Annotated in this window: 21 protein-coding genes and 3 pseudogenes; 7 read left to right on the forward strand and 17 right to left on the reverse strand. The window is 60.3% G+C overall.

Going from position 1 to position 21,924, the window contains the following annotated elements; genetic code table 11:
• Window positions 1-91 precede the first annotated feature (91 nt).
• The 3 genes and pseudogenes from ACE10X_RS29565 to ACE10X_RS29575 all read right to left on the reverse strand — a co-directional run bounded on the left by ACE10X_RS29565 (window position 92) and on the right by ACE10X_RS29575 (window position 1,646).
• Complete coding sequence (locus ACE10X_RS29565; RefSeq protein WP_253591582.1) at window positions 92-331, reverse strand: hypothetical protein; 240 nt, start codon at window positions 329-331, stop codon at window positions 92-94.
• Window positions 328-1,188, reverse strand: a pseudogene (locus ACE10X_RS29570) (IS66 family transposase); the annotation flags it as partial. The gene ACE10X_RS29565 and the pseudogene ACE10X_RS29570, both read right to left, overlap by 4 nt.
• 122 nt (window positions 1,189-1,310) lie before the next feature.
• A complete protein-coding gene (locus ACE10X_RS29575; protein ID WP_375763243.1) occupies window positions 1,311-1,646 on the reverse strand; it encodes a hypothetical protein in 336 nt (111 codons plus the stop codon).
• Between the two features lie 206 nt (window positions 1,647-1,852).
• Here ACE10X_RS29575 and ACE10X_RS29580 point away from each other — a divergent pair, with 206 nt between their 5' ends.
• Complete coding sequence (locus ACE10X_RS29580; RefSeq protein WP_018268855.1) at window positions 1,853-2,290, forward strand: hypothetical protein; 438 nt, start codon at window positions 1,853-1,855, stop codon at window positions 2,288-2,290.
• Here ACE10X_RS29580 and ACE10X_RS29585 read toward each other — a convergent pair whose 3' ends face one another.
• The 10 genes and pseudogenes from ACE10X_RS29585 to ACE10X_RS29630 form a co-directional block, all read right to left on the reverse strand.
• On the reverse strand, window positions 2,291-3,874 hold the full coding sequence (locus tag ACE10X_RS29585) for an IS66 family transposase (protein WP_018268856.1): 1,584 nt from the start codon (window positions 3,872-3,874) through the stop codon (window positions 2,291-2,293).
• A 99-nt stretch (window positions 3,875-3,973) separates the two neighbouring features.
• A complete protein-coding gene (gene tnpB, locus ACE10X_RS29590; protein ID WP_026191835.1) occupies window positions 3,974-4,324 on the reverse strand; it encodes an IS66 family insertion sequence element accessory protein TnpB in 351 nt (116 codons plus the stop codon).
• Window positions 4,321-4,488 carry a hypothetical protein gene (locus ACE10X_RS29595; protein ID WP_244436053.1) on the reverse strand — a complete coding sequence of 56 codons (168 nt, stop codon included), beginning with the start codon at window positions 4,486-4,488 and terminating at the stop codon, window positions 4,321-4,323. The genes tnpB (ACE10X_RS29590) and ACE10X_RS29595 overlap by 4 nt, the downstream gene beginning before the upstream one ends.
• A 93-nt stretch (window positions 4,489-4,581) precedes the next feature.
• Window positions 4,582-4,785, reverse strand: a pseudogene (locus tag ACE10X_RS29600) (hypothetical protein); the annotation flags it as partial.
• Between the two features lie 59 nt (window positions 4,786-4,844).
• On the reverse strand, window positions 4,845-5,777 hold the full coding sequence (locus ACE10X_RS29605; RefSeq protein WP_375763244.1) for a reverse transcriptase domain-containing protein: 933 nt from the start codon (window positions 5,775-5,777) through the stop codon (window positions 4,845-4,847).
• A 572-nt stretch (window positions 5,778-6,349) separates the two neighbouring features.
• Window positions 6,350-7,603 (reverse strand): group II intron reverse transcriptase/maturase, encoded by a 1,254-nt coding sequence (gene ltrA / locus ACE10X_RS29610; protein ID WP_375763245.1) that lies wholly within the window; start codon window positions 7,601-7,603, stop codon window positions 6,350-6,352.
• Window positions 7,604-7,817: 214 nt separating this feature from the next.
• Complete coding sequence (locus ACE10X_RS29615; protein ID WP_276325893.1) at window positions 7,818-7,952, reverse strand: hypothetical protein; 135 nt, start codon at window positions 7,950-7,952, stop codon at window positions 7,818-7,820.
• A gap of 201 nt (window positions 7,953-8,153) precedes the next feature.
• Window positions 8,154-8,951, reverse strand: a pseudogene (locus ACE10X_RS29620) (transposase); the annotation flags it as partial.
• 70 nt (window positions 8,952-9,021) lie between these two features.
• Window positions 9,022-9,369 (reverse strand): IS66 family insertion sequence element accessory protein TnpB, encoded by a 348-nt coding sequence (tnpB, locus tag ACE10X_RS29625; protein WP_375763246.1) that lies wholly within the window; start codon window positions 9,367-9,369, stop codon window positions 9,022-9,024.
• The gene (locus tag ACE10X_RS29630; protein WP_080650387.1) at window positions 9,366-9,788 is read right to left on the reverse strand and encodes a transposase; all 423 of its coding nucleotides are present in this window, start codon (window positions 9,786-9,788) and stop codon (window positions 9,366-9,368) included. The genes tnpB (ACE10X_RS29625) and ACE10X_RS29630 overlap by 4 nt, the downstream gene beginning before the upstream one ends.
• 1,571 nt (window positions 9,789-11,359) lie before the next feature.
• On the opposite strand from ACE10X_RS29630, the gene ACE10X_RS29635 reads away from it, so the two are divergent.
• Together ACE10X_RS29635 and ACE10X_RS29640 are read left to right on the forward strand one after the other, a co-directional pair.
• Window positions 11,360-11,638 (forward strand): hypothetical protein, encoded by a 279-nt coding sequence (locus tag ACE10X_RS29635; RefSeq protein WP_069275524.1) that lies wholly within the window; start codon window positions 11,360-11,362, stop codon window positions 11,636-11,638.
• Window positions 11,639-12,252: 614 nt separating this feature from the next.
• On the forward strand, window positions 12,253-12,633 hold the full coding sequence (locus tag ACE10X_RS29640; RefSeq protein WP_253591579.1) for a hypothetical protein: 381 nt from the start codon (window positions 12,253-12,255) through the stop codon (window positions 12,631-12,633).
• 292 nt (window positions 12,634-12,925) lie between these two features.
• Here ACE10X_RS29640 and ACE10X_RS29645 read toward each other — a convergent pair whose 3' ends face one another.
• The 3 genes from ACE10X_RS29645 to ACE10X_RS29655 form a co-directional block, all read right to left on the reverse strand.
• Window positions 12,926-14,290: a matrixin family metalloprotease gene (locus ACE10X_RS29645; RefSeq protein WP_375763247.1), complete on the reverse strand. Its 1,365-nt coding sequence runs from the start codon at window positions 14,288-14,290 to the stop codon at window positions 12,926-12,928.
• A gap of 510 nt (window positions 14,291-14,800) precedes the next feature.
• Window positions 14,801-14,899 carry a hypothetical protein gene (locus ACE10X_RS29650; RefSeq protein WP_375763248.1) on the reverse strand — a complete coding sequence of 33 codons (99 nt, stop codon included), beginning with the start codon at window positions 14,897-14,899 and terminating at the stop codon, window positions 14,801-14,803.
• A gap of 317 nt (window positions 14,900-15,216) precedes the next feature.
• Window positions 15,217-16,680 (reverse strand): calcium-binding protein, encoded by a 1,464-nt coding sequence (locus tag ACE10X_RS29655; RefSeq protein WP_375763249.1) that lies wholly within the window; start codon window positions 16,678-16,680, stop codon window positions 15,217-15,219.
• Window positions 16,681-17,238: 558 nt separating this feature from the next.
• On the opposite strand from ACE10X_RS29655, the gene ACE10X_RS29660 reads away from it, so the two are divergent.
• On the forward strand, window positions 17,239-18,435 hold the full coding sequence (locus ACE10X_RS29660; RefSeq protein ID WP_375763250.1) for a calcium-binding protein: 1,197 nt from the start codon (window positions 17,239-17,241) through the stop codon (window positions 18,433-18,435).
• A 180-nt stretch (window positions 18,436-18,615) separates the two neighbouring features.
• Here the strand turns inward: ACE10X_RS29660 and ACE10X_RS29665 are convergent, their stop codons facing one another.
• Window positions 18,616-18,705, reverse strand: coding sequence for a hypothetical protein (locus ACE10X_RS29665; RefSeq protein WP_176731242.1), 90 nt, complete (start codon window positions 18,703-18,705; stop codon window positions 18,616-18,618).
• Between the two features lie 435 nt (window positions 18,706-19,140).
• Here ACE10X_RS29665 and ACE10X_RS29670 point away from each other — a divergent pair, with 435 nt between their 5' ends.
• The 3 genes from ACE10X_RS29670 to ACE10X_RS29680 are packed head-to-tail and all read left to right on the forward strand — an operon-like array spanning window position 19,141 to window position 21,585.
• Window positions 19,141-19,542, forward strand: coding sequence for a transposase (locus ACE10X_RS29670; RefSeq protein WP_038380667.1), 402 nt, complete (start codon window positions 19,141-19,143; stop codon window positions 19,540-19,542).
• A complete protein-coding gene (gene tnpB / locus ACE10X_RS29675; protein ID WP_018272694.1) occupies window positions 19,539-19,886 on the forward strand; it encodes an IS66 family insertion sequence element accessory protein TnpB in 348 nt (115 codons plus the stop codon). The genes ACE10X_RS29670 and tnpB (ACE10X_RS29675) overlap by 4 nt, the downstream gene beginning before the upstream one ends.
• Before the next feature lie 46 nt (window positions 19,887-19,932).
• Complete coding sequence (locus ACE10X_RS29680) at window positions 19,933-21,585, forward strand: IS66 family transposase (RefSeq protein WP_038380666.1); 1,653 nt, start codon at window positions 19,933-19,935, stop codon at window positions 21,583-21,585.
• The last annotated feature ends 339 nt before the right edge of the window (window positions 21,586-21,924 follow it).

Here is a 21,924-nt window from a genome sequence, read left to right on the forward strand (position 1 = left end):
TGTCGTCTGCGCGACTGGAACCGACTAGTTGATCGAGCGTCCCATTCGATTTGGAGGACCTGCAGCGTATCCATTCGGCGTAGGCCGCAGGTCACCGCTTCAGCAGTCCAGGGTTTTCCTTGTAGAACTTGATAAGCTCGATCAGGTTCTCGATTCCGAAGTCGGTGAACGCCTGGACGCCGTCTTCTCCGACGCCATAGACCCAGATTACGCCATCCTCGATCTCCATTTCGATGGCGATGTCCCACAGCCAATCTTCGTCTTCGCCGAGGTCCTTGGCGATCTGGGCAATGGTGGTGACGTGATGGACCTTGTTGACGTGGGTGGTCATGCCGCTGCTCGAGCGGAGAGCGCTGATGCCGGCGTCCAATTCCAGGGCAGCAGTTCGTCCAGCCGGTGAGCCGGGTGGGCAGCGATGCGAGCGAGAACATCCGCCAGCCAGGCTTGTGGCTCGATGCCGTTCATCTTGGCGGTGACGATCAGGCTGTACATGGCCGCCGCACGCCGTCCGCCGCGATCAGAGCCGCAGAACAACCAGGACTTTCGCCCCAGAGCGATACCTCTTAGGCCTCGTTCGGCGGCATTGTTGGACAGACATACCCGCCCATCATCGAGGAACAGGGTGAAGCTCGCCCAGCGCTTCAGGATGTAGTTGAACGCCTTGGTCAGGTCGTGCCCACGAGAGAGTTTGGCGAGCTGTTCTCTCATGTAGACTTGAAGATCGTCGACCAGGGGCCGGCTCAGCGTCTGCCGTACCTGAAGGCGATCCTCGGGACTCCTGCCATTAATGGAGCGCTCGATCTCGAACAGCGCATCGATCCGCCTCACGACCTCGATCGCGATCGGCGAGAGCGGGATCTCCTTCTTGCCGGCGGCCTTGCGCCGGGCATTCTCTTCGATGTCGGCCATGGCAAAGAACGGGCGCCGTCCGTGTGACCAGCAGGCAGCCTCCCGGATTGGGCCTGGCTGGCGTCCCGCTAGATAGAGCTGGTTGTACCCATCATAGGCATCGGCCTGCAGGATGCCGGCATATCGGGCCAGATGCCCCCGGGGATGCTCGCCCTTGCGGTCGCGGGAGTAATAGAACATCGCCGCCGGCGGCCCCGCGCCGCCAAACGGCCGGTCGTCCCGGACGTAGATCCAGCATCGCGCCGTATCGGTCTTGCCCTTGGCCAGTACGGGCACGGTCGGGTGAGTAGGCCGGAGGGATTTCACCTCCGGCACCGGGTCACCGGAGGCGGTCGCCCGCCCCCGGTTCCCACAGAACGTGGCGTGCGGATTTCCCGCACCGACGCTCTTCGACAGTTGGTTCACAGCACCGCAAGCGCCTGCAGCTCCCGATAAGGGAGGCGCAGCTTAGGCTTCAGCAACGGTGTCCGTTCTTTGATTTGGTTGAAGGCGTCCCAAGTGAGGCGTCGGCCTGCCCAGCTGCGGCTGCGCAGCATTCCGCGCCAGTAACGCTCCACTGCCCGATAAACTTTTACGAGGCTCCGGAGATTTCCGGCGACGCCGTAATAGCCATAGTGGCCGCGCAGGACGACGTTGATTTCATCGGCCTGGTCACTGATCTTGTAATGCCGTATTCGCCGCATCAGCTCCTGCAGAGACATGAGGCTGCGCTTTAGCCGAGATTTCTCGGTACGCATCCCAACCTTGAAGTTGCCTCTTTGGTTTCGCGTGCAATAGAGCGTCAGCCCCAGAAAGTAGATTGTTTCGTGAGCGTCACGAGAGGATCACCGGTTCCCGGGCTTGACCTGCGCGGAATGCTCTGGATAGCGCGGTCGGGATGATTGACGCCGCCGGCGCACGATGATGGGTTGATCCCGGTTCGGAGTGGGCGACGGGGATCAGAATGACCAGCGAGTCGCAGCTGCGCGAGAAGCTTCGGAAGATCGAGGCGTTGTTCGTGGGTGCCGGAACTGCTGGCGAGCGCCTTGCAGCGGAAGCCGCACTGCAGCGGGTGCGGGCCCGGGTCGAGGAACTTGCTCGCCACGATCCACCGATCGAACAGCAATTCTCACTTCCCGACCAGTGGTCTCGGCACCTGTTTCTGGCACTTTGCCGCCGATATGGGCTGCGGCCGTTTCGTTATCGCCGGCAGCGACGCAACACGGTGATGGTCCGTGCGTCACGGGGCTTCGTTGATCGAGTCCTGCTGCCGGAGTTCACAGAGCTTGAGGGTGCGCTACAAGTGTATCTGCACGAGGTGACGCTGCGCGTGATCCGCGAAGAGATTTACGACGACGCCAGCGATGCGCAGGAAGTTCCCGACGCCTTGCCGTCGAACTGATCAAGCGGCGAGCTTTGCCTCGGAACCGTCGCGCGCGGCTTTCCAATGCCACGGCAACAGCGTGTTCAGCTGATTGATCTTGGTGCGTCCGGAGACGATGCGCTCGAGAACGTCAGTAAGATAGTGCCGCGGGTCGATGTCGTGAAGTTTTGCCGTGTTGATGAGCGACGCGAGAATGGCCCACGTCTCGGCCCCGCCTTCACTACCGGCGAACAGATAGTTTTTCTTTCCCAACCCGATCGGCTTGATGCTGCGCTCGACCGTATTGCTGTCAATCTCGATGCGCCCATCATCGATGAATCGCGTCAGGCCTTCCCAATGGTTGAGGGTGTAGCGGATTGCCTTGCCAAGGCCGGATTTCTTCGAGACTTCCAGCAGTCGCGCTTCGAGCCAGGGCTTGAAGTCCTCGATCAGCGGTCTGGTGTCGGATTGTCGCACCGCAGCTCGCTGCGTCGCCGGCAAACCGCGAATGCGATCCTCAACGGCGTAGAACATCGCGATCCGCTGCAGCGCTTCCGCGGCAATCGGCGACTTCGTCGCGACGTGAACGTCCCAGAACTTCCGCCGCGCATGCGCGAAGCAGAACGCCAGCTGCATCAGACGGCTGCCGCTCTTGATCAAGCCCTTGTAGGCGGCATAGCCATCAACCTGCAGGATGCCGCGATAGTCCCCGAACAGCCGCTTGGCGCGGATCGCCTTGCGATCCTCGGCGAACACGTAGACCACCGCCGGCGGCGCCGGGCCGCCCCATGGGCGGTCATCGGTGGCGATCGCCCAGAACTGGCAGATTTTGGTTCTGCCACGGCCGGGATCGAGAACTGGCAGCGGCGTCTCGTCGGCAAACAGCCGCGGATAGGACATCACCGCGTGGTGCAACAGCGCGTGAAGCGGCTTCAGCCACCAGGCGACGCGGCCCATCCACGAGGCCAGTGTTTGCCGGTCGAGCGTGATGCCTTGGGCGGCAAACATCTGTTCCTGGCGATACAGCGGCAGCTGGTAGCCGTATTTCATCACCGCGACGTGGGCCAGCAAGGCTTCCGTCACCATTCCACCGTCGATCGCCTGGGCCGACGCGGGTGCCTGTACCACACCCTGGCGGCAGCGCCGGCAGCCGTACCGCGGACGCACGATGCGCTTGATCCGGTACTGCATCGGAATGACGTCGAAGGCTTCCTTGACGGTCTCCCCGATCTTGTGCAGCTGCTCGCCGCAGCAGGGGCAGCTGTGGCTCTCGATATCGATCACGACATCGATGCGCGGCAAATGCTCCGGAAGCTTCCCGCGGTTGCGTCGCGCCGGTCGCTTTCCACGGCCCTCCGCTCCGTCAGGCAGCCTGCCTCCGGCCACATCGTCGTTGGCAGCGGCACGAGCCGCCTGTGCGCTGATGGTGAAGAGAGACAGCTGTCCGATATCCAGTGTCTCGGAGCGCGGACCGAAGATCATGCGCTTGTACTGGGACAGGATCATCAGGAGCTTGTCGTTCTCCTGGATCGCAGCGTCGCGGTGAGCGATCGCTGCATCACGCTCGGTCGCCAGTGTGCTGCATTCCTCCGACAACGCCGCAAGCCGTGACGATAGCGCCATCACGGTTTGTCGGAGCAATGCTGGATCGGAAGGCAAATCACTCATGCAGAGTAATTCTACAACAACTCCGCATGAGTGACGAACGCCTCTTGATAATGATCAACCAGCTCGTACCGGCTGATCCACAGGTCGCATCGGCACACGCTTCCAGTCCGAGCCATCGAGCAGCACCGAGAGCTGAGCATGAGATAGCGACATGACGCCTTCCTTGATCGGCGGCCAGGTGAACTGCCCCTCGATTCTTTTGTAGTAAAGGACAAGGCCGCTTCCATCCCAGGTCAGGATCTTCACGCGATCTCGGCGCTTGGAGCGGAAGACATAAAGTCCGCCGTCGAACGGATCGGCTCCAAAGGCCTCGCTCACCAGCATCGCCAGCGAGTCCATGCCGCGGCGGAAATCGACCGGCTGCGTCGCAATCCAGATCGACAACCCAGCTCGAAGCCCGATCATCGACCAACCGTCCCGACCGCCGCCAGCACCTCGCACAGTGCCTGCCGGTCGACTGTCCCCCTAACACGGATGCGAACCGCGCCGACCTCGATCTCGATCGTCGCCTGCTCCTCACTCGGGCCGCTACGGCCGGTGATCGCGACCGGCACAAAGCCAACTGGCATGCCTCTGTCCCCGTGCTCCGCGACCTGCGACCGCGTGGCCTGGCGACGCCACAGGAACAACAAGCTTGGACTGATGTCGTGTCGCCGAGCCACCGCGGACACGCTTGCACCCGGCGCAAAACTCTCCGCGACAATCGTCGCCTTTGCATCGGTCGACCAGCGCCGACGCCGGCCCGTCCCGGTGATGATCTCGACACGCTGCAGCGTGTCAGCGCCGTGTTCGAGGATAGGTATATGCCTATCCTTATCGCTATCCTTACGACTATCCTTGGACATTGTGACCTCGCGACAAACCATTCCGCGAGATCTTCCTAGCCGACCAGATCAACCCTCAGTGCGTGGTCTCTGCATGACGCTCACATTGTTTCCGGGCGGTTTCTGCCGCGTTTGCCCGCGTGTCTTTGCGCGAACCGACCAAACTCGACCAACTTGGTCTTGGTCGGCTCTAGAGTGAGGCCGAACTTCCCCAACCGAAGACGCAGGGCCTCCTGTACGCGGATGGCGTCCGATCGATATTGGAAGCAGATCACAAAGTCGTCGATATAGCGCAAAAGTCGGGCTTCGCCCCGCAACCGACCCTTCACCACGCGTTCGAACCAGAGGTCGAGAACGTAATGAAGGTAGAGGTTGCTCAAAAGCACACTGATCGATCCGCCTTGTGGCGTTCCTTGTTCGCTCGGATGCACTGCTCCGTCTTCCAAGACACCCGCTTTCAACCAGCGCCGGATCAAGCTGATCAGGCGCGGATCACCGACTCGATGTTCGACAAACCGGAGGACCCAATCATGATCGAGACTCCCGAAGAAGTTCTTCAAGTCCGCCTCCAACACCCAGCTGATCATGCCGCCGGCGATGACCTCATTGAGGGTCGCCAAGGCGTGATGGGCGCTGAGCTTCGGCCTGCCGCCGAACGAGCTGGGCAAGAAGTCCTGCTCGTAGATGGCGGACAACACCTCAGCCGTGCTGCGCTGGAGGGCCCGGTCGGCGACAGTTGGAACCCCGAGGGGGCGCTTCTCCGTCTTACCGGGCTTGGGGATATAGACACGCCGAATGTTCGGCGCCCGATATCCCTGTCGGTGGATGGATTGGAGCATCGGCTCGATCCATCCGTCGAAGCTCTCCCTCGCCGCCTCCACCGTCTGTCCGTCCACCCCGGCGGCGGAGCGCTTCGGAATCTGTAATAGATTCTTTTGCACTCGGTCGCGCGTGATGTGATGGGCCAACGAGGTGAAGCGAAGATTTGGCTCGCGCCGAGCTTTCACTGCTATTTGTTCAAGTTTCGTTTCCATGGTCAGCTGATCTTCTCTTAGGATAGAAGGCCGTGACTCCCGTTGAATGGAGCCCATGTCGCCCAAGAACAATTCAACTACCGCTGACCGCTTCCCCATGTAGTCGGCTCTCCCGACCTCCGAGTACTATCAGTCAGTCTGACTTCCACCCGGTCATCAGACCCTTCTCACCTCATCGGCTTGGCAGGTCCTACAAGCTTGCGCTTGAACCGGACGGATCTCCCTTGTTCACGTCAATCCCCTTGGTTGCATGCTGGCGGTACGAACCCCGGGAGCACCTCAGCCCGCTCGCGATGACGCGGGTTGCGATTCCGCCTTCCCCTTTGAGAGACAGGGTCGGCTACTCCGATCACGTTCGATTTCGGGGCTATCTTCCCGTTCACTTCATTCCGGCCTGCAACCTCCCTGTCTACGCTTCGTAGCGACCGTTACCGGACGCCACGCAAGACTTGGTACACGGCCGCTCGCTAGGCTTTGCCGTGGCCGTCATCTCAGACGGCAGATTTCAACGCGCTTGCAAGGCGCAACTCTCGCAGAACCGGGCGTGAGACTCTCGCCTCACCCGGCTCCCATCAGGCAAGCTTGCCGCCATCGCCGAGTTGCCAATGCACAAAGAGCCTGCGCTTCTCACGCGCGATCTTCTCCAGGAAGAGACGCGCGCGTCCTAAACGGTGATGGAAGCGCTTGTACTTTCGCTTCAGCCAAATAGCTAACGTCTGGTTGATGTAGCGGGCCAAAGGATAAAGCGCTGAGCGCGTGTATTGCCCATAATAAGCGATCCACCCCCTAACCATCGGGTTTAGCTCGCGAGCAATATCGTCCAGCGTCACCTCGGTTCGCCTGCGAAGTTTCAAGCCTCGGACCGTCGCCCGCATGGCGTTCAGCGCTGGTTTGCTGACCGCTGGGGTGAACCCACAGAACATCTTCTGCGAATGCGGCCCCAGGACCGATCGTGGCCGGAAGCAATAACCGAGAAAGTCAAACATGACCGTCTCGCTTTTACCTCGGCGTCGATCATCCTTGCAGTAGACGATCCTCGTCTTCGTAGGATGCAATTCCAGGCGGCACTTCGCCAGCCGAGCCTGGAGCGCTTCGCGAACGCTTTGCGCCTCCATCTCATTCCGACAATGTACCAACCTGTCATCCGCATACCGACACCACCTGAGATCGGGGAACATCCGTGCCATCCAGAGATCAAATGCATAGTGCATGAAGAGGTTGGCGAGGATCGGGCTCACCACGCCCCCTTGTGGGGTACCGCGGCTTCGCTCGATTACCGTTCCATCCTCCTGCACCATCGGCGCTGTCAGCCATCTTTCAATGTAGAGCAGCGCCCATGCGCACGTCACATGTTTCCGGACGGCCCGCAGCAGAAGCTCGTGGTCGATATTGTCGAACAGTCCCTTGATGTCGAACTCCAGAACCCAATCGTACTTCCAGCACCGCTGTCGCGTCACGCCTACGGCATCGAGAGCCGATTTACCGGGTCTGTAGCCGTAAGAATCTGCCAGAAAGATTGCGTCGAGAGCCGGCTCAATCAGTTGTTTGACAACCGTCTGTGCCACGCGGTCTGCCACAGTGGGAACCCCGAGGATCCTTTGGCCGCCACTCTTCTTTGGAATGGAGACGGCGCGAACAGGCGGCGGGAAGTAAGCGCCTGAGCTCATTCGATTCCAAATCTTGTAGAGATTGCTCTTCAAGTCGGACTCGAACTGCTCAATCGTCACTCCGTCGACACCGGCTGCGCCACCATTGGATCGCACCTGCAGATATGCTTCGTACACCTCTCTCTTGTCGATGTTGAACGGTTTGCCCGGCTGGTTCACCGTCGTCCTCCTGTTGTCAGTTGCGACGATGGCCAGCCCACCTGATCCGATCCCTTCGCTCCGGCCCCATTACGGGCCTTCGTCGCTAATACGGATCGGTCCGTCCCAGTGCTCCGCGTCGGTAATCTCGCCTCGCGGTCTTCTCCGCTTGTGCTTCTCCCTTTCCATCGGAGCGACTGGTTCCTGCAGTTCCGCGGCAGCGCCTGCATCCGATTCACGCCCCCTCAACGCCGGTCGCCGCCCGCCCGGTCTTCAGGCTTCCGGCGGGCTCATCCCAGAGGGACGACACACCTCTGGTTTTGACGACGATTTCCACGTTACGACGGTTCATCGGCGGGTTCATTTTCATTCGTCTCTCGGACGCCTATCCGTTCGGGTATTCCCGACCGTTAGCTTCAACGCTCACGACCGCGCCTCTTAAGCGAAGCCGCTTGAAGTGATTTGAGACCTACTCCTGAAAGTCGATCCCGAGGGGCCTACCCTCATCGCTGCCACAGCTTGTGAACACAGATTTTCAGATCATCTCGATCATCCTTTCTGTGTGCTTCTGCAGCACACTATCATCGGCATGCAGGCGCTCGGCCGCCATGACATGGGCTTCGACCAGGCGCAGCAGGGGATCCAGCGACGCACTGACCGATCCCACGGCGTCCGCCATGGTCGACAGCACGATCGGCACGCCTTCTAGGGCGTAGCGCTCAGCTTGGCGGTTTAAAGGCTGATGTTGGCCGAACTTCTCGAACATGATCATGGCCAACAGGCTCGGGCCGGCCCATCCCCGTGCGACGGCATGGAATGGCGCCGGGGCCTGGCTAATCTTCTCGCAGTCGCGGCAGGAGAACTTCTCCCGGACCGTCTCGATCACCTTCCACTGGCGCGGCACCACTTCCAGCGTGCGCGTCACGTCCTCGCCGAGCTTGCGCAGGCGATTGCTGCCGCAGCATTCACAAGCCGTAGGCCCATCGATCACCACCCGTTCCCGCGGCAGATGCTCGGGGAAGGTCTGGCGTTCGCCGCGCTTACGCGTAAATCCGCGCACCGTCGTCGCCTTGGCCACGGCCTGTTCCGCCGCTAGTTCGTCTTCAGTGGCGTCGGCTTCCAGCTCCTCGAACGTCAACGCCAGCTGTTCGATCAGCCGCGCCGAACGCTCCGATCGTTGCCCATAGATCTGATGCTTCAGCTTAGCGATCTGCAGCTTCTGCTGGGCAATCAGCGCCTCGTCTTCCGACGCTTTCGCGCGGGCGACCGCGAGTTCAGCGGCGACCTCCAAAGCCTTCGCGCGCTCGACCGCCAGCGCCTGTTTCAGGGCCGCAACGTCATCCGGAACAGCGTCGCGCTCAGCATCCATGCGGCGCAGTGAATCACAGATTGGAAGCGTTGGGATTCCCCAAAAATGCAAAATCTGCTGGATTTTGTGCTCAACCCGCGCTTCTCGGTCGCCAGCGCAGTTGTGGATTCCGCCAGTCGATCCCTTCCAGCATATAGGCCATCTGCGCCGCTGAGATCGATACCGCGCCGTCCGACGCCGAAGGCCAGATGAACTTGCCTCGGTCCAGGCGCTTGGCATAGAGCGACATGCCCAACCCATCATGCCAAAGGATCTTGACCAGATCGCCGCTCCGCCCCCGGAAGATATAGAGATCGCCCGCATGAGGATCCCGCTTCAGGCTTTCCTGCACTGTGAGAGCCAAGCTTCGCATGCCGCGACGCATATCGGTGTGGCCAGTGGCGATCCAGACCCTGACGCCGCTCGGGATCGGGATCATCGGCGTCGCAGGAGCTCGAGAACCCGCTGTAGCGCCTCAGTGTCCACGTCACGATCTACCCGCACGCGGCAACCACCAAGCTCGATCTCGATGATTCCGACCCTCGCGCGCTGCGCAGGCGGTGAAGACGGCACCTGCGGCGCGCACGTCGATGCCGAAGCTGGCGTAGAGGTGATCTCCACGGGTACAAGCGCAGGCACCGCGTCCTCCGCCAGCCGGCCGTCGCGCGCCAGCCGGCGCCACGTGAACAATTGGCTCGTCGACAATCCGTTGCGACGTGCCGTTACCGACACCAATCGTGGCCCGCTGTAGCTCTCGGCAACGATCCGCTGCTTCTCCTCCAAAGTCCAACGGCGCCGTGCGCCCGTCGAGACGACTTCAAGTCGGGAAACCTTCGGCATAGGCATATAGTCAGTCATGCGCCTATGTCTTCACGTTGCCACCTCACTCGGCAAGGCGGTCTCCCCCGGAGGGATACCCTGCAGCGCTTGCCTCCGTCAATCAAGGCGGCCGTAAGCGGAGGCGTACGGCTTACGGGGTGATCGCGAGTCTGTGGTTATTCGGACCGTTAGGCTTAGAACTTCAATCGTCCGTAAGACGCACGGTGTCGTGTCGGCCGCTTGGACGTTGCCCACCAATGAGCAGGCCGACGAGCACGTGGCCGAGAACGCCAACTATCTCCGATCCCTGTTACGTGCCAGCGCTGAACCGGAAGGCCTGTCAGGCGGAAGTACCTGCTTAGGCTAGCATCTCGTAGTTCACACCAAACGAGGCTCGCCACACGGCCGCCACGATCGCGCGCCGCAAGGGCGCAAGTTGGGAAGCATTCCTCGACCACCTCGAGGGCGACGTTACCCCTTTTCGACAAGCAACGACATGTTGCCCGGGAAGCGCGAAGCGATCGCAATTTTGGAAGCGGAGGTCAAGATCATCAGCACCAAACCAAATTATTGCAGGCCTGAGATCGCCCTTACTTCAAGCACGAAAAAGCGCCTGCAGGATCATGGAACACTTGAGCCGTGTCGAACAGCAAGAATTTCATTTGCCGGTGGACGGTGAAGGCGACCCGCTCTGTCCTTGACCGGTTGTTGGTGTGGACGAGTCCTGACCACTTCCCTTGGCGCTCGAGCTTTTGCTGGAACTAGAGCTTGCGCTGGAACTACCGCTTGCGCTGGAGCTTGAACTACCAGATTGAGCGCAAACTAAGGATGTTGAAGCCACCAGAATTGAGAGGGTGAATGCCATAGGCTTGATCATTGCTGTGCTCCGTGAATGAGTTTGGGCAATGTTTCTACGGACGAGATGTTCCAAACGTCATCGCCAGCGACGCGGACGGCTAACTCGGATTTCAATGTTTTTCCATGAGCGCAAGCGGAGTTTGGGCGCAATGAGGTATCCCCTACTCCGACCCCAAGAAAGCCGCCCGAAGGCTCATGGAGCATGCTCGAGCGTTCGAGCCGATCCAGGAATCCAGGACGTATCTAGATCGATATCAACTATCCAATGCTCTACCAGGACAAGGCTACGCCGGCCGAGTATCGGGCCGGTCTGGAATATGCAAGGGATCAGAGCTGGCTCGAATAAACGATCGTCGGCGGCATGCCGCAGGCCGGAAGGTTATCCTTTCGCCTGAACAAATCGCTTCCGGAGCTAGTCTTGGAAGTTCCGCGGGTCTGCTTAGAGCTCCCGTCCGGAAGATCTCGTTTTTTCATTCCCGCTGACTGTAAGGGGTTTCCCTCCCGCCGACGTTGGTGGGGCTTTTGCCCGACTTTCAGGAAATGGTAATCAAAGCGAACTGCGCCGGCAAGCGGACATCGCCGAGCATCCAGAGCGCGGTAAGGTCTTCCTCGATCTCGTCCCGGCATGTTAGGCAACAGCTCGTTGGTCGGTTTGTCCCGTGAGGAAAGTCTCTGACGACTTGCGGCCTAGCTCCACGGCTGTGGTAACTTGCGCCCTCCCGCTGACCGGTGGTGCACGACGGAGATTTCAGATGAAGCTTTTTCCTATCGCTGCGTATCTCATCGTTGCTGGCAAAGTTATTGCTTGCCACGGTGCAGCCGCTCAAACATCCGGATGCTCGGCCATCACCAACGCCAATGACCGGCTGGCCTGCTATGACAAGGCTGCGGCGGTCACAGGTGGAAGCCCGGACAAGGCAAAAACCGCCTTATCAAATCCGTCGGGCAAACGCCGCAGCGTCGTCGAGATGCTTGCTGATGAAAATGCCAAGCTAACTGCCAAGCTCAAGTCCATCTGCCGCGGCTGCTGACAGTGCCGATGGGCCAGCGTTAGTGCGCCGGTCGCACGAAACAGAGCGCTGAAGTTCGTCGGCGACCGCCCTACTCCGCCCCCGAGAAAGCCGCTCGCCCGATCGTGGAGCACCAACGCCGCTTGAGTATTGGGCCGGCTCGGAGTACGCCAAGTATCAGGGCTGCCTCAAATACGAGAGCGGGACGTTCGTGAGGATGCTGCAGCCGGGAAAGATCTATTCGCGTAGCCCTTTCGAGCTACCTTCTGAAATATCGCGCCGCGGTCCTCATAGCTGTCAGGATTTCATAGCTGTCAGGATTTTGCACTTTCCGTCCTGGGGCTAGAGGCAACGCCGGCCCGCGTGCATTTTCAGCAAGCGGCGTTGCAATCGTACTGCCCGTCACGCCGATTCGTAAAACCCCTGCCTCTCGGCTATGCCAGGCTGGATCAACGAATGTCTGAGATCGCAGTCTATCGCGCCGACGAACGCGAACATGGCCCCTCCGTCCGGACGTCGGTTCTGGCAGGTCACTCTTTTCTCGGAGACCGGAGCTCTCCTCTATGAAGTCAAGCTGAGCGAGCGGCTGATTTACCCCGCGGCGCTGGAGCGAGCCGCGCGGCGGCCGCAAAGGAATGCATTCCGTATCATCGCGGATCCGCGAGGCCGACGAGCTGCTGCGCCAGAGCTGGAACGAGAAGATGTGGGCCGACGGCGGGCCAGTTGACCCGTCGCCTTCGATCGACCAGACCATCAACGCCAGCTATCCTTGGCTCGAGATCCAATGCTCAAGGTGCAAGACGCCGCGCGCGGTCAACCTGGCCGCCCCTGCGTCACTTAGCGACGACCACCTCGCCGGCCGCTTCCGCTGTGTGAAATGGAGCAAGACCGGCAAGCGGCGAAACGGCGTGGGGCGAGCTGCTGCGACCGGGGAGCACTTCCAGACCCGGCGCGATCAGCGCGACCGGATTGGCGTAAGCAGGCGATTTTGGCGCGCGGCGAGAAGCTGCCTTTAGAGCGGCCTTCGTGGCTGATGCCGTCCCTGCGGCGTGGCGTCTGATACTGCTCCGACCATCACTATAGTCATTCGGTCGAGGTTGCGCCGGACAGGGTCAATCAGTGACCGGATCGCGTGCGCCTCTCCGACCTCGAACCGCGCTTGACCTGCAAGGCTTGCCGTCGCCGCGGCGCCGATGTTCGGCCGCACTTCGCGCCGGCAAGGATGGGAACACGTTGAGGAAACCGCAGCAGCCGGCCGAAATAGACCCCTGAAAAACAGCCATCCCGCCTGCGTACTAAACTTCGGCGCTAACTGAACTTGAACATACTAGCGTCCAGCTGTCCGGGCGCGACGCCGATCAGCCAAGCCGCACTGCCGGCAGCGTCGGTGATGATCGTGGTGTTGATCCCAGCGTTATAGAACTCAGCAACCTGAACATCGGCGAACGAATGGAGCGACGTATCTGCGAAACTCAGGAGGTCATTCACGCCGCCCTTGTTGAGGTCCTCGATCACTATGACTCCCGAAGAGGAATCGCTGATCAAGAATGTATCCTTGCCACCGCCGCCCCACGCGTAGTCGACACCGCCATCGCCGCTGATGAGATCCTTACCGGAGCCCATCAGAAACACGTCGACGCCGCTGCCGCCGGTCACTGTGTCGCCTCCGTTGGAGCCGTAGACGTAGTTCTGGCCCGAACCGCCATAGATGACGTTGCCGTCACTCTCGCCTGACGAGATGAAGATATTCAGCCCGGAACCGCCGAACATGGTGTCGACGCCGGCGCCGCCGTAAAAATAGTTGGTGCCGATTCCGCCGTACAGCAGGTCGTTCCCAGCTTCCCCGAACATAACGTTGACATCGGACGCCGACGCGCCCCCCGAAGCAAAGAGCGAATCGTCGCCGTCGCCGCCATAAAGGTAGTTGAATCCGGCACCGCCATAGAGTGCGTCATTTCCGCTGCCGGCAAGCAAGACATCCGTGCCATCGTCGCCGAACAGGAAGTCGTCGCCTCCGTAAGCATAAATGTAATCGTTGCCGCCGAAAGCATAGATGGCATCGGCCGCATTGCTTCCAAGCAGAACATCATTCGCCGCCGTCCCGTTGGTGACGCTGGTGCCGGCAGGAACGTCCGGTTGGCTGGAAGACGGTCCATAGAGTGCCTGAATCCCGTCGATGTCCGACGGCGTGAGGTTGGTCACGCCGGCGCTGGCGTAGGTGTTCATAATTGCTGGGCCGCCGTCGTAATGAGCGAGGCCCAACGCATGACCAATTTCGTGGGTCGCGACGGCCTCGAAACTTATTCCTCCCGAAAGCTCCAAGCCGCCGGACGTAGACGTGTAAGTCTCGGCCTGGTCAAAGCTGATCGTGACATCGGGCAGAAAGTCGCCGTTGGAGTAGTAGTACGATGTCTCTGCCAGGGTCCCGAAAGGGCCGTCAAAAGTGCCGAGCCCGAAACGGATGTCGGCGCTGGCAGAATCCGCCACCTCGACGAACGTCACATCGGCCACGGCGGACCATCGCTTCAAGGCATCGATGATTTCCTGCTCATATTCACCGGGCTGGAAAAATGTCGAGAACGTCTCGGGCTGACCCGAGAAATTGACCGTGGCAAAACTCCACGTGATGGTCTTCGACGACCAGACGGGTCCTTCCAAGCTATAGTCGGCCATAGAGCTTGCTTTGCGTCTCACCCGGAAGGAAGTATCGCGATACTTCGCTTCCGGAGCTTTATCTCGTCCGATTTGTGGCGCTGAAAAGGTAAATAAAGTCTTATGAGGCCAACCGTCCAGGGCTGGCCATGAGCTCCGCATCAGAGAAGGAGGCAAAGGGGTCTCGCGTTTGGATTCGGAGTGCGATCAGATCGATCACTTTTGGCTGACGCGGATGGCCAAGCCGCTTCAGCACTGCCCCCGGACCCCCAAGATTGCTGAGGCCGCTTTGGTGGCTACAGCCAACCCTCCCTCGCTTAGCCTTATGCTCCGGCGGCCCAATCTGCTTCCAAGATCTTATCGACCACGCCGGTGGGGGAGGCCCCCTTCAAAACCAGAAGCGCTTTTGCTCAGATATAGGCGTGGGTCCACACGTACATAATATTGCGTCCACGACGCCGGCACGACTCAACAAGCCTTAGATTGAAGCGGATGATCGCTATCTACGTAACCCTCCGGTGAGGGCCGCGGTCAGCAAAGTTTCGGGCGATGGCGTTTCAGTAGTCGTTGCCTCCCGTATGCGTACATCACGTCGTCGCCGGCGTCGCCGTTGAGCACATCGACATTCAAAATGCCGACCAGAACGTCGTTACCCGTGCCGCCGTACAGGTTGCCGCCCCGTTGTGGACATAGAGGTGGTCGTTGCCGTCATAGGTCACTGATGCGCTGTTTTTGCGCCGCGACGTTTGATAGCCACAGACCGACCGAAAGCCAGATTCACACCTTCACATGTGCGCTGCACAAAGGCGCGATGGAATTCGACGATGAAAATGAAAGAAGACAGCCGCTGGGCGGACCCGGAGAAAGCCGCGCGCCGAATCATGGAGCACGCCCGCGCCTTTGAGCCGATCCAGGATGGAAGGACCATCAACCTTTGCGGCCAACGGCTAAGACACAATGCTGAAATTCGAAGCACTAAGTGTGCTCGCGTCTGCACCGTTCAGCCAAACCGCAGTGTCACTATCCACCTGGACTACAAAATACGCGCCATTCTGATATGAATGCGACAGCACATCAGCGAACGAGCCGAAGCCCGAGCCGTTCAGTTGCACCGTGTCCGCGGCAGTCCAGTCCTGGACGACCTGCACGCTAGGGACATTGTTCGACACGAAGGTGTTGTTGCCACCGCCTCCAAAGTAATAATTCACGTCGGTTCCACCGTCGAAATAGTCATTGCCCGCTCCGCCAAGAAGCACGTCGACTCCATCCCCACCAAACATCTGATCATTGCCATCCCCCATGTAGAAGTAGTCCTGGCCATCGCCACCGTAAGCAAGACTACTTCCGGATTGCATCACGAAGATGTCGTTTCCTGCTTCGCCGAGCGCGGTCGTGGTGGTCCCGCCATAGGCGTAAAAATAGTCACCGCCATTGCCCCCGTACATGGTGTCGTTCGTGCCTTCGGAGATGAGTACGTCAACGCCGTCTTCGCCAATCAGGATATTTGTGCCGCTGCCTCCGTACACATAATCATCGCCGGAACCCGCATACAGTGAATCCCCGTCTCCCTCCTGGCCGAGGAGAACATCATTTCCGCTGCCGCCGACCATGATATCTCTGCCCGGACCGCCATACAGCCAGTCGTTGCCGTCGTCTCCCCACAACCAATCGTCACCTTGCCCTCCGACAAGAACGTCGTTGCCTAGGCCGCCACTCAGCAAATCGTCGCCATCGAGCCCATAAATGGTATCGTCGCCGGAATTGCCGACTATCACGTCTCTTTGCAGGTTTCCGATGACGGTGTCGTTGCCCAAAGAACCCACGGCGTTACGAAAGCTGTCGACCACGTCGTGGCCGATCGTGGCTCCTTGTGCAAAGCCGTTAAGCAGGTCGAGCCAGACGCCGGTGCTGGTGCCCGAATAGCTGATGGTATCGTTACCAGCGGCACTGTCGCCGACTCCGATACCGCCGTAGAAGACATCGTTGCTGCCATCGTCGATCCCAGCGGAAATGTAATCGTCTCCGGTCCCTCCGAATACCGTGTCGCTGCCTTGGTTGGCGAAGATGATGTCGTTGCCGTCGCCGCCCGACAATGTTTGTGCAAGTCCAGCGCCCGCCAGAATGTCGTCTCCGGCGGAGCCAATGACGGAAGCACCTGAACCGCTCCAGACAAACTGATGCAGCGATGTATCGGCCGCGAAGAATTGATTGAAAAGATAACCGGTGCCGCCAACGCCGCCAGGCGGCGCAAGTTCTGAAACGGCGGTAGTGCCATCGAACACCGAAATATCCCGACCGGTCCGGCCGTCAGTCGGATCCCGCCAATCGATCATCGTAGAGATTTGGGACAGCACGCCGAGAAATTCGACCGTTGGATTTACAGGCGCGCCAGTGAATACAAACCAGGACATCCGACATCCTCTCTAATCAATATAGCTGATAAACAAAGACCCGGTTTGACCCAGGTCAACCGGAACGGCCGTCCTCATGGGCTAGGTGCGATAGCGCGTGCATTTTGCGTGGGATCTCAGCACGCCTATCTACAGGGCATGCCCAAATTCGAGTTCTGCCTGCCGACCGTTGGAAAGGTGGTCCCGGCCGGCCCCGGAGTGGTTCCACGAGATCAAGTATGATGGCTACCGGCTGCGCCTCGAGCGCAATGGCGATCGCGTCCTGCTGATCACCAAGGGCGGAGCCGACTGGACGAAGCGCTTCCCTTGGATCGTCGAGTCCAGGCTGAAGAACCGCCAGAAGCAGTTCGTGATCGCGGCGAGGCCATCGTCCGCGGCCTGGATGGTTATTCGGACTTCAACGCTCTGCACTAGGGCAAGCACAATGCCGAGGTGGAATTGTGTTTGCCTTATTAGCATCAGCTGGGCTGATTTTGATAGGAAACTTGACGCAGATCAATTTTGTGGTGAACCGGCAGTGCTCTCGCTACAAAACCATCGCGACAGGAGGCGCCTACCATGCCTGGCACAATTCTTACGAACGCGAGCGACTTTTACGTCACGGTTATTGGAGAGACCACGGTCTACGCGCTGGATGGCAATGACACGATTAATGCGGGCGGCTCCTCTCCGGGGATCTTTTATGGCGGCGATGGCAACGATTTTCTAACGGGAGGCCTGATGCCGGTCGTTCTCTATGGCGGAGAAAGCAATGACGGTCTCTACGGGGACGTTAACAGCGACTACATCGAAGGCGGCGGAGGCAATGACGCCATCTATGGCGGCCCCTCCATCGTGTATACCTCCCCGGGCCACTTCCTCGGCACCGATTCACTGTACGGCGGGGCCGGCAACGACGTCATTTTTGCGGGTGAGGAAGTGCAGGTCATTACCCTGATCGGCACCTCAACGGAGATCGTTACCCGCCAGACCAACGTCGTCTACGGCGGTGACGGTGACGACATCGTCTACGCGGGCAGCGCGTTCCAGGACCATATCGACGGCGGCGCCGGCAATGATTCAATCTATGGCGGAGGCATTATCCTCGGCGGTGAGGGCAATGATCTGATCGTCGGCGACGGATTGATCTATGGTGGCCTCGGCAATGACAGCCTGTACGGAGAATCGGGAAACGACACGCTCGTAGGGGACGCCGGCATAGACCTCCTTGAAGGCGGCGGCGGCAATGACTGGCTCTATATGTCGAGCGCGGGCGGTTCCGCCTATGGCGGCGATGGCAACGACACCGCCATCGGTTCGCAAAACAACGATGTCTTGAACATGGATGCGGGCGACGACTACGCCCATGGCTATGGCGGCGACGACTATTTCTATGCCGGCGCCGGCAACGACACCATGTATGGCGGAGATGGCGTCGACGTCCTGATCGGCGGCTCAGGCAACGACTATTTCGATGGCGGCACCGGAGTGAATTATTATTTCGGCGGCAACGGCGGCGGTCCGGGCACCGGCGTGGGCAACGACACCTTCGTCGTCAACGACGTTCCCGGAGTGCAGGTCGTGCAGGACTGGACGCCGGGCCTGGACATCGTGCAGTTGAACGGCTCGGGGCTCACTTCCTTCGCCGACGTTCTTGCGCATTCCTACCAGAACGGCGCCTACTTCGTGCTTCAGGTCGATGCAGACACTGCTGTCTGGCTGAACGGCGCGACGGCGTCGACATTGACAGCGGCCAACTTTAGCATTGCAAGCTGAACGGACGCGCGTCAAACGACAGGTGGAATGTCGCGGACTTTAGGGTAGAAGACGAATCTAACGCCAACGCCGACCACCGGCGCGAGCTTCGCCGAGACGTACGGTGTTGCAGCATGCGATTAGTGGTACTTGGCGGCCGATATCTCAGTGCGATAGGTTAGCAGACATGGCCGCCGGGGCCTAAGAACAAATCGCCGTATCCGCGCCGCCATCGAAGACGTCGTTGCCGCCCTTCCCCAGCAAGACGTCGAGGCCCGCGCCGCCGAGCAACGTGTCGTCGCCCGTTCCCAGGGTAGGCGTAGTCCTGGCCTTGCATCACCAGAGAAAATCGGGCTGCCGTCACCGCCAACATAAATATCGTTACCGTCACCACGATAGCCTTGGTGGTTCCCGCTACCGCCGTAACGATAGTCTCCGCCTGCGTCGCCAACTAAAGGTCATTCCCAGCCTCGCCGTTCAGCACGCCTACGTCTGCACCGCAGTAGAGCGTGTCGGCGCCCGAACAGGCACTCCTGATGATCACCTCCAACCTCGATGGCATTGCCACCTTCCCCGCGCAAGACATCGATGCCAGCGCCACCATAAAGATAGTCGCGCATCTCTAGCATAGAGGTAATCATTCTCAGTGTATCCCTCCGTTGAGGGCCGCCTTGTTTGACGGACGCGAGCGCTGCAGGTCCTAGGGGTAATCCTAGGAGAAGCGCTATGACGATTTCGCGGGCAGAGGTGATCACATCGGTCGAGCGGCGGCGTCGGTGGTCGCAGGATGAGAAGGAACGGCTAGTTGCAGCATCGCTCGAGCCCGGAGCCACCGTTTCGGAGGTGGCTCGCATGGCCGGCCTTCATGTGAGCCAGCTGTTCAGGTGGCGCAAAGAGCTTTGCAAGCACGGTGAAACGAGTGTAGCGCCGTTAGTGCCGGTCGAGATTGGGCCGTCTGTGCCGCCGCGGGATGTGGCCGAAGCGCCATTGACGACGGCGCCGGCGCGTCGACGGAGGAGCCAGGGCATCATCGAGATTGATCTCGGTAGCGGACACCGAATCCGGGTCGATGGTGACGTTGATGGAGACGCGCTGCGACGAGTTCTCGATGCCCTGGTGCGCCGATGATTCCGGTTCCGAGCGGCGTGCGAGTGTGGCTCGCGACAGGCTACACGGATATGCGCAGAGGCTTTCCGTCGTTGGCACTTCAAGTGCAGGAGGTGCTGCGCAAAGACCCGCTCAGCGGTCATCTGTTCGTCTTCCGCGGTCGGCGCAGCGATCTTGTGAAAGTGATCTGGCACGATGGCCAGGGAGCATGCCTGTTTACCAAAAGACTCGAGAGAGGAAAGTTCATCTGGCCATCGGTTGCCGGTGAATCGGTAACGATCTCTCCGGCGCAGTTGAGCTATCTGTTGTCCGGGATCGATTGGCGCAACCCTCAAGAAACCCAGCGTCCGACGCGGGTCGGATAGCCGTTTTACAGTTTGAATCTTCTGCTTGATCTGATTCAATGGCTTCATGACATCGAAGCCGGACGATCTTCCATCGGACCTTGCGAGTGCCCTGGCGGCGCTGCAGGCCGAGCGTGAGGCGCGGTTGCGAGCTGAGGCGGTGGCTGCCAGCGCGCAGGCGGAGCTGTCGGACAACGAGGCGCTGGTCGCGCATCTCGAGCTGCGGATCGAGAAGCTCAAACGCGAACTGTACGGGCAGCGCTCCGAGCGCACGGCGCGGCTGCTCGAGCAGTTGGAACTGGAGCTCGAAGACCTCGTCACCACGGCGAGCGAGGATGAGCTTGCGGCGCAGGCCGCAGCGGCGAAGACTCAGAACGTCCGCCCCTTCACGCGCAAGCGGCCGGTGCGCAAGCCCTGGCCGGACGACATCGAACACGAGCGCGTCGTCATTGACGCTCCGACGAGCTGCGCCTGCTGCGGCGGATCGCGGCTGGCGAAGATCGGCGAGGATGTGACCAAGACGCTGGAGGAGATCCCGCGTCGCTTCAAGGTCATCGAGACAGTGCGCGAGAAGTTCACCTGCCGCGATTGCGAGAAGATCAGCCAGCCGCCTGCGCCGTTCCATGCCACGCCGCGCGGCTTCATCGGCCCACAATTGCTGGCGACGATCCTGTTCGACAAGTTCGGCATGCATATCCCGCTCAACCGCCAGAGTGCGCGCTTCAAGGCCGAGAGGATTGATTTGCCGCTGTCGACGCTGGCCGACCAGGTCGGCCACGGGACCTTCGCCGTCATGCCGCTCTTCCACTTGATCGAACGCCATGTGCTCGCTGCCGAGCGCCTTCATGGCGATGACACCACCATCCGTATCCTGGCGAAGGGCAAGTGCACGACCGGGCGGATCTGGACTTATGTGCGGGATGACCGGCCCTTTGCCGGGCCTGCGCCGCCGGCGGCGGTCTATTACGCCTCGAGCGACCGACGAGGCGAGCATCCCCAGAAGCATCTGGCCGCCTTCGCCGGTATCCTGCAAGCCGATTGCTACAACGGCTTCGAGCCGCTGTTCGACCCGCAAAAGAAGGTGCTGCCGATTACGCCGGCGTTTTGCTTCGCCCATGCGCGGCGGGGCTTCTTCGAGCTGGCTGACATCGAGAAGAATGCCCGGGAAGGCAAGAGAGGTAAACCGGTCTCTCCGATCGCGCTGGAGGCGGTCAGGCGCCTGGATGTGTTGTTCGAGATCGAGCGCGCCATTAACGGCTGCGGCGCCGAAGAGCGGCACGCCGTGCGCCAGGAAAAGAGCAAGCCGCTCCTCGGGGACATGCACGCCTGGTTGTTGCGTGAGCGCGAAACCCTCTCTCGCTCGTCCGAGGTCCTGAAGCCGATGAATTACATGCTCAGGCGCTGGGACAACTTCGCCCGCTTCCTCGACGATGGCAGGATCTGCTTGACCAACAATTGCGCTGAGCGCGCATTGAGAGGCATCGCCCTGGGAAGGCGCAACTGGACCTTCGCCGGCAGCCAGCGTGGTGCCGACCGTGCCGCTATCATGCTGACGATGATCACGACCTGTCGTCTCAACGACGTCGATCCCAAGGCCTGGCTCGCCGACGTCCTCGCCCGTATCGCCGATCTTCCCGCTTCGCGTCTGCACGAACTGCTACCCTGGGAATGGAAGCTCCTGCGCCAAGGCGACAAGCCTGCCGATCAGCAGGCCGCCTGATCTTCACGCAACACAATCATAGAGCTCGCCGTGCCCGCGCGCATGCATCAATCAGGCGGTCTTCGTCGTATGCGTACTTCTCAGTGTCGCCCACGAGGGTATCATGGAACAACCGCGCGTCTTGTCGGCAAACTGCCGGGATAACTCCGGCGGCGCGTGAGAAGCTTCACGCGATGCGAAGCTGCCGGTTCGCTCGGTAGACGTCGGCGCCGTAAGCCTGCTCACTTGCCCGCAAGCCGCACTGGCACAAGCGCAGTCAGAAGCGGCGATCCTAGAGAGGAATCGCCGTTCTCGCTCTTTCAAGGAACAAGCAGCTAGGACACGACGCTGAAATTCGAC

Origin of the sequence: Bradyrhizobium sp. Pha-3, from assembly GCF_042258325.1 — a bacterium.
Lineage (GTDB): Bacteria > Pseudomonadota > Alphaproteobacteria > Rhizobiales > Xanthobacteraceae > Bradyrhizobium > Bradyrhizobium elkanii.

Excerpts from the sequence above, each read along its gene's own strand:
- ACE10X_RS29565 (WP_253591582.1), bottom strand. The coding sequence starts at position 331 with ATGACCACCCACGTCAACAAGGTCCATCACGTCACCACCATTGCCCAG.
- ACE10X_RS29575 (WP_375763243.1), bottom strand. The coding sequence starts at position 1,646 with ATGCGTACCGAGAAATCTCGGCTAAAGCGCAGCCTCATGTCTCTGCAG.
- ACE10X_RS29580 (WP_018268855.1), top strand. The coding sequence starts at position 1,853 with ATGACCAGCGAGTCGCAGCTGCGCGAGAAGCTTCGGAAGATCGAGGCG.
- ACE10X_RS29585 (WP_018268856.1), bottom strand. The coding sequence starts at position 3,874 with ATGGCGCTATCGTCACGGCTTGCGGCGTTGTCGGAGGAATGCAGCACA.
- tnpB (WP_026191835.1), bottom strand. The coding sequence starts at position 4,324 with ATGATCGGGCTTCGAGCTGGGTTGTCGATCTGGATTGCGACGCAGCCG.
- ACE10X_RS29595 (WP_244436053.1), bottom strand. The coding sequence starts at position 4,488 with ATGCCAGTTGGCTTTGTGCCGGTCGCGATCACCGGCCGTAGCGGCCCG.
- ACE10X_RS29605 (WP_375763244.1), bottom strand. The coding sequence starts at position 5,777 with ATGGAAACGAAACTTGAACAAATAGCAGTGAAAGCTCGGCGCGAGCCA.
- ACE10X_RS29615 (WP_276325893.1), bottom strand. The coding sequence starts at position 7,952 with ATGAAAATGAACCCGCCGATGAACCGTCGTAACGTGGAAATCGTCGTC.
- tnpB (WP_375763246.1), bottom strand. The coding sequence starts at position 9,369 with ATGATCCCGATCCCGAGCGGCGTCAGGGTCTGGATCGCCACTGGCCAC.
- ACE10X_RS29630 (WP_080650387.1), bottom strand. The coding sequence starts at position 9,788 with ATGACTGACTATATGCCTATGCCGAAGGTTTCCCGACTTGAAGTCGTC.
- ACE10X_RS29635 (WP_069275524.1), top strand. The coding sequence starts at position 11,360 with ATGAAGCTTTTTCCTATCGCTGCGTATCTCATCGTTGCTGGCAAAGTT.
- ACE10X_RS29640 (WP_253591579.1), top strand. The coding sequence starts at position 12,253 with ATGCATTCCGTATCATCGCGGATCCGCGAGGCCGACGAGCTGCTGCGC.
- ACE10X_RS29645 (WP_375763247.1), bottom strand. The coding sequence starts at position 14,290 with ATGGCCGACTATAGCTTGGAAGGACCCGTCTGGTCGTCGAAGACCATC.
- ACE10X_RS29655 (WP_375763249.1), bottom strand. The coding sequence starts at position 16,680 with ATGTCCTGGTTTGTATTCACTGGCGCGCCTGTAAATCCAACGGTCGAA.
- ACE10X_RS29660 (WP_375763250.1), top strand. The coding sequence starts at position 17,239 with ATGCCTGGCACAATTCTTACGAACGCGAGCGACTTTTACGTCACGGTT.
- ACE10X_RS29670 (WP_038380667.1), top strand. The coding sequence starts at position 19,141 with ATGACGATTTCGCGGGCAGAGGTGATCACATCGGTCGAGCGGCGGCGT.
- tnpB (WP_018272694.1), top strand. The coding sequence starts at position 19,539 with ATGATTCCGGTTCCGAGCGGCGTGCGAGTGTGGCTCGCGACAGGCTAC.
- ACE10X_RS29680 (WP_038380666.1), top strand. The coding sequence starts at position 19,933 with ATGACATCGAAGCCGGACGATCTTCCATCGGACCTTGCGAGTGCCCTG.